Source organism: Mycobacterium kyorinense, from assembly GCF_002101735.1.
Taxonomy (GTDB): domain Bacteria; phylum Actinomycetota; class Actinomycetes; order Mycobacteriales; family Mycobacteriaceae; genus Mycobacterium; species Mycobacterium kyorinense.
In genome coordinates this window covers 1-8112 of record NZ_LQPE01000025.1, presented here as the reverse complement: position 1 = coordinate 8112, position 8112 = coordinate 1, and the positions used below count along the sequence as shown (strand labels likewise).

The following is an 8112-nucleotide window of genomic DNA, read 5'->3' as shown; positions in this document are numbered from 1 at the left end:
GGAAATCGCCTGACCCACCGCCGACTCCATCCAAAAGGCCAAATTTCAGACGCCCTCAGGGGCCAGAATCCGCACGCAATCGACGCCGACCCACCAGAGCCCATTACATCAGCGGCGTCCTAGGCGCCGTTGCGGCCCAACAGGTGTCGCAGAGCGCCTTGAAGATCGGGATGACGGAACACGTGACCTGCCTGTTGCAGGCGAGCAGCGCTCACGCGTTGGCTCGCAAGGGCAAGTTCTCGGGCGCCCTGATCGCCGAGCAATAACCGTGGGCCAAATGGCGGTACGGGCAGCACCGCCGGCCGGTGCAGGACGTGACCGAGCGTACAGCTGTAGTCGGCATTGCGGGCAGGTTCGGGGGCGACGGCATTGACAGGCCCGGACAACGCGGTGTCCCACAGGCCGCGGTGATAAATGTCGACGAGATCGTCGATGCCGATCCAGGACAGCCACTGCCGACCGTCGCCCACCCGCCCGCCAAGCCCGGCACTGAACAGCGGGCGCAGCAGACGCAGTGTGCCGCCGCGAGGGGACTGCACGATCCCGGTGCGCACGTGCACCACTCGGACGCCCGCTTGTCGTGCCGGCGTGCAGGCGTCTTCCCAATTCGCGACGACGTCGGCGAGAAACCCGTCACCGCGGTCGCTGTCCTCGGTCAGCACGTCGTCGCCGCGGTCGTAGCCGTAGTACCCGATCGCCGAGGCGCAGACCAGCGTCCGCGGACCGCGGGCCGCGATGAGTTCGGCCAGCCGCGTGGTGGGGCTGATTCGGCTGTCGCGAATGGCGCGTCGGTGGGCATCGGTGAACCGCCCGGCGATCGAGGCCCCGGCCAGGTGGATGACCGCGTCGACGCCGGCGAGCATCTCGGGGTTGGGATCTTCTGGATTCCATTGCCGCTCGTCGGGTTTGGTTGCAGGGTGGCGGACCAGCCGGATCACGCGGTGGCCGCCGGTGGTGAGGAAAGCGGTCAGCGCCGAGCCGACCAGTCCAGAGGACCCGGTCACCGCAACCGTGGTCGCAGTCAAGCCGTGCTGGGCCGCACGTCGGTGGGCGGCGAGGTCGTCGGCCAATTGGCGGTGCCGGTAGGCGAACATAGGCCGCAGCGCCGCGGCGGGCACCGGGGTATCGACGCGGTCGACGACTCTGGTCCGGCCGGCGCCGGCTTCCTCGAAGTCGTGGGTGTGCCGCCAGCGCACGACGGCGCGGGCCGGTAGCGAGGCCAGCCCGCCGCCGGCGATTTCGTCGACGAAGCGCCGCGGTGGATCATAGGACTCCGGCTGGTGTTGGGCGACCCAGCGCAGCCCTGCCGGGAGCGCGAGTTCGGCGCGGCCGTCCGCCAGCGACTCGGCCTCGGCGACCACCCGCATGGGTTGCCATGGCGGGGAAAGTCGCAGGATTGCACCGGGGCGGCCATGCCAGGCGAACACCTCGTCGCGCGGCGCGTCGACCACGCTTGAATACACCAAACCCATCGCTCGACGTTACCGCCGGGGCTTAGCGGTCCGGCAGCGCGTGCTCGACGATCGGCAACCGCGGCAACGGCTGGCGTTCGCGACGCTTGGCCGCCAGGTACACCTGCGCGGTTTCCCCCGCCACGGTGTGCCAGTCGAAGTCGGAGGTGAGCCGCTCGCGCGCGGCGTATGCGCGGCGTTGTGCGGCGGCGGGGTCGTCGAGCACGGCGCGGATCGCGCCGGCCAGCCGGGCCACGTCGCGCGGCGGGCACGACATTCCGGTCTGCCCGTCGATGACCGCCTCGCCCAGGCCGCCGATGTTCGTCGTCACCAGCGGCGTGCCGGCCGCGGCGGCTTCCAGCGCGGCGAGCCCGAACGGCTCGTAGTGGCTGGGCAGCACCGCGGCGTCAACGCGGTGCAGCGCCGCCAGCAGCTCCTCGTGGTCGAGCCGCCCCAAAAACCTTGTCGCCCTGAGCACCCGGTGCGCACGGGCCTGCTCGACGAGCCAGTCCTGCTGGGTGCCCTCCCCTGCGATGCTCAGCGTGGTGCCCGGATGGGTGCGCCGGATGCGGGGCAGCGCGGCGATCACGTCGTGCACACCCTTCTCGTATTCGAGCCGGCCGACATATAGCAGTTCTGCCGGGCCGGTCCGGGTGCGCCGCGGCGCGAATGGCCAACGGGCCGCGTCGATTCCGTTGCGGATCACGGTGATCTCGGCCAGCCCGGGCCCGAACAGCTCGGTGATCTCGTCACGCATCGACGCCGAACATGTGATGAGCGAATCGGATTCGCGCACCAGCCAGGATTCGACGGCGTGTACCTGCCTGCTGATCGGGCCGGACACCCAACCGGAGTGCCGACCGGCTTCGGTGGCATGAATCGTGGAAACCATTGGCACGTCGAAGTATTCGGCTAACGTAATCGCCGGATGCGCCACCAGCCAATCGTGTGCGTGCACCACATCGGGGGTGAAGTCCAGTGCCAGCCCGGCCCGGGTCATGGCGTGGCCCATCGCCAGGGTCCAGGCCATCATGTCGTCGGCAAAAGTGAACTCGTGCGGGTCCTGTGCAGCGGCGACCACCCGAACGCCCTCGCTGATCTCGTCCGACGACGGGTGCGTGCTCGGGTCGGTCCCTGTCGGGCGACGGGACAGCACGACGACCTCGTGGCCGGCCTCGACCAGCGCGGTGGCCAGGTGATGAACGTGGCGGCCGAGCCCGCCGATCACTACCGGCGGGTACTCCCACGACACCATCAGGATCTTCATGCGCAGGCCCACCTCCGCCGCGAGCGTGCACAAAACCGGGCGGGAAACGGCGTGTCGGGCCGGGGACACGCACGCTCGCGGCAGAAAGTCATGGCAGCCTCCGCGCGTCCAGGGCGCCGAACAGCCCGTCGGCGCGATTCCAGCCGTCGGCCAGCCGCTGCGCCACCTCGCGGCGGCCCGACGCCAGCGCATCGGCGATCTCGCGGGTGGCATGCGCGTGCAGGTGCGCCCGGTAGCGGGCATAGTCCGCCGCGGAGTCCTTGCTGACCATGAACGGCCAGTCGCTGGACACCGTCAGCAGCGTCTCGCGCAGGATCTGGTCGGCGACGTGGTCGCGCGGGATCGGGCCGTCCAGCGACGCGGTCTGGGTCAGCGCTTTGTCGACGGTGGAGAGCGCGGTGTCCACCACTTCGGTGTTGAGCTGCACCAGGTCGGCCACCTTCTCGCCGGCCCACACCTGCCAGTCCTTGCCGGAACCCCAAGAGCTGGGCGGTAATTCGACCGGGGCGCCGACGAAACCGTCGGCGATCGCGTCGCTTAGAGTGCCGACCCGCACCCCGGCCTCCGGCAGCGCGCGCAGCACCCGCTGCAGCCATATCGGCCCCTCGTACCACCAGTGGCCGAACAATTCGGTGTCGAAGGCGGCCACCACATGCGCCGGCCGGCCGATCCGCTCGGACTCGCTCGTCAGCCGCGCGCGGACCACGTCGACGAAATCGGCGACGTGGCCGTCGACGGCGCGATCGGCCCGCTCGGGGTCGTAGGGCGCCTTGGCGTCCGACGGCACGTTGCGGCCGGTGACCCTGGCCGGCTTCAGGCCGGTGCGATGGTCGTAGGTGTGGAAGTCGCGGTAGGCGGCATGGCCGGGGTAGCCGGACTTGGGCGACCACACCCGGTAGCTGACCTGCAGGTCGCGGCCGAACGCCACCACGTCCGTCGCGCCGACCGGCCGGCCCAGCGCGGTATCGCCGTGCAACGACGGGCCGTCGACCATGAAATGACCGACTCCCGCTGCGGCGTAGTCGTTTTCCATGCCCGGGGCGTAGGCGCATTCGGGTGCCCAGATCCCGGTCGGGGTGTGCGCGACCCGCTGCCGGGCGTCGGCCAAGCCTTCGCGCAGCGCGAATTCGCGCAATCGTGGATGCAGCAGCGGCTGGAACGGGTGGGCCAGCGGGCCGCCGAGCAGTTCCACCGTGCCGGCGTCGATCAGGCCGCGCAGCAGCGGGCTGCCGCCGTGGTGCCACAGCGTGGCGAAGTCTTCAAGGGCCCTGTGCGCCTCGACATTCTCGCGAATTCCGAACGCGCGCAACGGCTCCGGCAGCGTCGTGGCCTCGGTGGCGCGCAGTTGCCAGTTGGCCAGCCAGTGGTACATGCCGTCCAGGCAGTACGGGTCGTCGAGCTGAGCGGTCACCACCGGCGTCATGCCCAGCGTGAGCACGCCGCGCCGGTCCTCGGCGGCCAGGGTGTGCAGCACCCGCAGCAGCGGCAGGTAGGCGGCTGACCACGACTGGTAGAGCCATTCCTCCCCGACCGGCCAGCGGCCGTGGTGGGCCAGCCACGGCAGGTGGGTGTGCAGCACCAGCGTGAACATGCCCGGTGTCCGATTCGTCACGGGCGCACCGCAATTGCGACAAGATCGAGGCTGTCATCGATGCCGCGGTCGGCGGCGTCGACCAGTTCGAAGTCGGCCGTGGTGACCGCGGTGACGTCGGCCAGCAGGTCGGCCGGCCAGGGCGCGTCGGCCACCGCCCGCGCTACCTGGGCGGCGATGATCGAGCCGTCGTGCCGGGCGTCCATCTCGGCCAACCGGGGTCCATGAAAAACCCCGCTCAGCGATACCGAGCCGAATCCGGCGTCGACCAGAAGCTCGGTCAGCTCGTCGGCGTTCAGCTCGCGGGTGTGGAAGGGGTTGATCGGGGTATCGCGGCCCGGCGAGAACGTAATCCGATTGGGGGTGGACACCATCAGCAGCCCGGACGGGCGCAGCACCCGGGCACATTCGGCGACGAACTGCGCCTGGTCCCAGAGATGCTCGATGACCTGGAAATTGACCACGACGTCCACCGAAGCGTCGGGCAGTGGCAGCCGGCTGAGGTTGCCGTGCCTCACCTCCACCCGGGGGTAGCGGGCGTGGACGTGGGCCACCGTGGCCTCGTCGTAGTCCAGTGCGATCACCCGGCGGGCCACCCCGGCGATCAGATCGGCGCCGTAGCCCTCGCCGCAGCCGGCTTCCAGCACGTCGCGGCCCGCGCAGTGCGGCGCCAGCCGCTCGTAGACCACCTCGTGGCGGCGAAACCAGTAGTTCTCCACGTCGAGACCCGGGATCGTGCGCTCGCCGGTCAGCGTCAAACCGGGATCGGGGGAGTCGGGGACGAATGCGTTCATTGGATAGGCAGGCTAGTCCCAGCGTCGTCACCGCGAACCGTCAACCGCAGACGGGCGGGCAATCGGCCTACCACGACCCGCTATGGTGTGAGAGCGAACCGCACAAAGTTACCCGCTAGTAACATGTGTTTGCGGTCGAGTAGCACGTGACCGAGCTCCTGTTGCCGCTGGCTGCAGGACTCCTTCGAGGAGGACGAAGCACACTCATGACGAACATCGTGGTCCTGATCAAGCAGGTCCCAGACACGTGGTCAGAGCGAAAGCTCACCGAGGGCGACTGGACGCTGGACCGTGAGGCCGCCGACGCCGTGCTGGACGAGATCAACGAGCGCGCTGTCGAAGAAGCGCTGCTGATCCGGGAGAAAGAGGCCGCCGACGGCGTCGAGGGATCGGTGACCGTGCTGACCGCGGGCCCGGAGCGCGCCACCGAGGCGATCCGCAAGGCGCTGTCCATGGGCGCCGATAAGGCCGTGCATCTCAAGGACGACGGCCTGCACGGCTCGGACGTCATCCAGACCGGGTGGGCGCTGGCGCGTGCGCTGGGCACCATCGAGGGCACCGAGCTGGTGATCGCCGGTAACGAGTCCACCGACGGCACCGGCGGCGCCGTACCGGCCATCATCGCCGAATACCTGGGGCTGCCGCAGCTCACCCACCTGCGCAAGCTCACGGTCGAGGGCGGCAAGATCACCGGCGAGCGGGAGACCGACGAGGGCGTGTTCACGCTGGAGGCTTCGCTGCCGGCCGTGGTCAGCGTCAACGAGAAGATCAACGAGCCGCGCTTCCCGTCGTTCAAGGGCATCATGGCCGCTAAGAAGAAGGAAGTCACCGTCCTGACTCTGGCGGAGATCGGCGTCGAACCCGACGAGGTCGGGCTGGCCAACGCCGGATCGACGGTGCTCTCGGCGACCCCCAAGCCGCCCAAGACCGCCGGTGAAAAGGTCACGGACGAGGGCGACGGCGGCACCAAGATCGCCGAATACCTGGTTGCGCAGAAGATCATCTAGAGCCCGTCAACGACAAACCTGAAAGACACGGAACACACTCATGGCTGAAGTACTCGTGCTCGTCGAGCACGCCGAAGGCGCGCTGAAGAAAGTCACCGCAGAACTGCTCACCGCGGCCCGCCGGCTGGGTGAGCCCGCCGCTGTCGTGGTCGGCACACCCGGGACGGCCGCGCCGCTGGTCGACGGGCTCAAGTCGGCCGGCGCCGCCAAGATCTACGTCGCCGAATCCGACGTCGTCGACAACTATCTGATTACCCCGCAGGTCGACGTGCTGGCCTCGCTGGCCGAATCGTCGTCGCCGGCGGCGGTGTTGCTGGCCGCCAGCGCCGACGGCAAGGAGATCGCCGGCCGGCTGGCCGCGCGGATCGGCTCCGGGCTGCTGGTCGACGTCGTCGACGTCCGAGAAGGTGCAGTGGGCGTCCATTCCATCTTCGGTGGCGCGTTCACCGTGGAGGCGCAGGCCAACGGCGACACCCCGGTGATCACCGTGCGGGCCGGCGCCATCGACGCCGAACCGGCCGACGGCGCCGGCGAGCAGGTCACCATCGAGGTGCCCGCTCCCGCCGAGAACGCCGCCAAGGTCACCTCTCGGCAGCCCGCGGTCGCAGGCGATCGCCCGGAGCTCACCGAGGCCAGCATCGTGGTCTCCGGTGGACGCGGCGTGGGCAGCGCCGAGAACTTCAGCGTGGTCGAGGAATTGGCCGACTCGCTGGGTGGCGCGGTCGGTGCGTCGCGCGCCGCCGTGGACTCCGGCTACTACCCGGGTCAGTTCCAGGTCGGTCAGACCGGTAAGACGGTGTCGCCGCAACTCTACATCGCGCTGGGCATCTCCGGGGCGATCCAGCACCGCGCCGGCATGCAGACGTCCAAGACGATCATCGCGGTCAACAAGGACGAAGAGGCACCGATCTTCGAGATCGCCGACTACGGCGTGGTGGGCGACCTGTTCAAGGTCGCCCCGCAGCTGACCGAAGCGGTCAAAGCCCGGAAGGGCTGAGCTCGCCACCAGACGCGAAAGCTCCCGACACGCCGAGCGTGCGGGGGGCTTTTGCGTCTGGTCGGCGTTCGCTGCAACATCGTCATCTACCGTGCACGAACACGTTACGGCGCCGATGCCGGTTAGCTGAACGGCACCGCGACGGTAGTGGCATGAGCATTGAGTCGGTCCTCATACCCGCTGACAAATCGGTGATCCACTCGGCCGGCGAGCCGAGGTACTCGCTACTGCTGTCCGCCGAGCCCACCCTGATCGAGGCCGCACAGCGGCTGCGCTACGAGGTGTTCAGCAGCGAGCCGGGCTTCGCGCTTACCCGAACCGCAGGCCTCGACGCCGACCGGTTCGACGAGCATTGCGACCATCTGCTTGTCCGCGACGACAACTCAGGCGCGCTGGTGGGCTGCTACCGGATGCTCTCGCCGGCCGGCGCCGCCGCGGCCGGCGGCCTTTACGCCGCAACCGAATTCGACATCGCAGCACTCGATCCGCTGCGGCCGTCGCTGGTCGAGATGGGACGCGCGGTGGTTCACAAGGATCACCGCAACGGCGCGGTGGTGCTGCTGATGTGGGCCGGCATCCTGGCCTACCTCGACCGATGCGGCTACGACTTCGTCACCGGCTGTGTCTCGGTTCCGGTCCACGGGGGCGGTCAAGAGCCGGGCAGTCAGATCCGCGGGGTGCGCGACTTCGTCCTGCACCGCCACGCCGCCCAGCCCGAGTACCGGGTACATCCCTATCGGCCCGTCGTCATCGACGGACGCCCGCTCGACGAGATCCCCCCGCCGGCGCGGCCGTTGATCCCGCCACTGATGCGCGGCTACCTGCGGCTGGGCGCCCGGGTATGTGGTGAACCGGCCTACGACGCCGAGTTTTCAGTGGGTGACTTTCCGGCGTTGCTGGACAAGAACCGCGCCGACACGCGCTATCTGCGCCGCCTTCGATCGGTGTCGGCCGCCGCCGAGGCGGCACGCAAGGTGGCCTGATGAGCGCACCCAACCCGCCCAC

At 69.3% G+C, this 8112-nt stretch carries 7 protein-coding genes; 3 read left to right on the top strand and 4 right to left on the bottom strand.

Going from position 1 to position 8112, the window contains the following annotated elements:
• Positions 1 to 119: 119 nt before the first annotated feature.
• The 4 genes from AWC14_RS04765 to AWC14_RS04750 form a co-directional block, all read right to left on the bottom strand.
• Positions 120 to 1472: a TIGR01777 family oxidoreductase gene (locus AWC14_RS04765; protein WP_045383665.1), complete on the bottom strand. Its 1353-nt coding sequence runs from the start codon at positions 1470 to 1472 to the stop codon at positions 120 to 122.
• A 22-nt stretch (positions 1473 to 1494) separates the two neighbouring features.
• A complete protein-coding gene (locus AWC14_RS04760; protein WP_045383667.1) occupies positions 1495 to 2718 on the bottom strand; it encodes a glycosyltransferase family 4 protein in 1224 nt (407 codons plus the stop codon).
• A gap of 88 nt (positions 2719 to 2806) precedes the next feature.
• Complete coding sequence (locus AWC14_RS04755; RefSeq protein WP_045383745.1) at positions 2807 to 4309, bottom strand: 1,4-alpha-glucan branching protein domain-containing protein; 1503 nt, start codon at positions 4307 to 4309, stop codon at positions 2807 to 2809.
• Positions 4310 to 4326: 17 nt separating this feature from the next.
• Positions 4327 to 5103: a class I SAM-dependent methyltransferase gene (locus tag AWC14_RS04750; protein WP_045383670.1), complete on the bottom strand. Its 777-nt coding sequence runs from the start codon at positions 5101 to 5103 to the stop codon at positions 4327 to 4329.
• Between the two features lie 206 nt (positions 5104 to 5309).
• Here AWC14_RS04750 and AWC14_RS04745 point away from each other — a divergent pair, with 206 nt between their 5' ends.
• The 3 genes from AWC14_RS04745 (at position 5310) to AWC14_RS04735 (ending at position 8090) form a co-directional block, all read left to right on the top strand.
• On the top strand, positions 5310 to 6110 hold the full coding sequence (locus AWC14_RS04745; protein ID WP_045383673.1) for an electron transfer flavoprotein subunit beta/FixA family protein: 801 nt from the start codon (positions 5310 to 5312) through the stop codon (positions 6108 to 6110).
• A 40-nt stretch (positions 6111 to 6150) separates the two neighbouring features.
• Positions 6151 to 7107: an electron transfer flavoprotein subunit alpha/FixB family protein gene (locus AWC14_RS04740; protein ID WP_045383676.1), complete on the top strand. Its 957-nt coding sequence runs from the start codon at positions 6151 to 6153 to the stop codon at positions 7105 to 7107.
• Between the two features lie 152 nt (positions 7108 to 7259).
• Positions 7260 to 8090, top strand: coding sequence for a GNAT family N-acetyltransferase (locus tag AWC14_RS04735; protein WP_045383679.1), 831 nt, complete (start codon positions 7260 to 7262; stop codon positions 8088 to 8090).
• Positions 8091 to 8112: the final 22 nt, after the last annotated feature.